At 72.0% G+C, this 415-nt stretch carries 1 pseudogene; it reads right to left on the reverse strand.

Going from position 1 to position 415, the window contains the following annotated elements:
* A pseudogene (locus BST40_RS31320) lies at positions 1-415 on the reverse strand (PE family protein); the annotation flags it as partial.

Genomic DNA, 415 nt, shown 5'->3' on the forward strand with positions numbered 1-415 from the left:
ACATCGTTGTGAGGACCGGGACCCAGGAAGATCCCACCGGTGCCGCCACCTCCGAAGCCACCTCCGTTACCCCCGTTGCCGTCGGCCACACCCAGGGTCAGCGAACTGCCACCGCGCCCGCCCGGGCCACCTTCGCCACCAGGACCGCCGGACCCGATGAACCGAGTGGAACCGCCGTGCCCGCCGGGGCCACCCTCACCACCATGACCGCCGCCACCCTGGCTGGTGGAACCCATACCGCCGGCTCCGCCGGCACCACCGGGACCGCCACCGCCGATCCACCCGCCCATGCCGCCGTTACCGCCGGACCCGCCGGGACCACCGGCAAATACGTCGGTGCCGTTGAAATCGGCGATGCCCTGGCTACCCGCGCCGCCGGGTCCCCCGGCGCCGCCGAATCCATACAGATAGGCAT

Source organism: Mycobacterium persicum (genome assembly GCF_002086675.1).
Taxonomy (GTDB): Bacteria; Actinomycetota; Actinomycetes; order Mycobacteriales; family Mycobacteriaceae; genus Mycobacterium; species Mycobacterium persicum.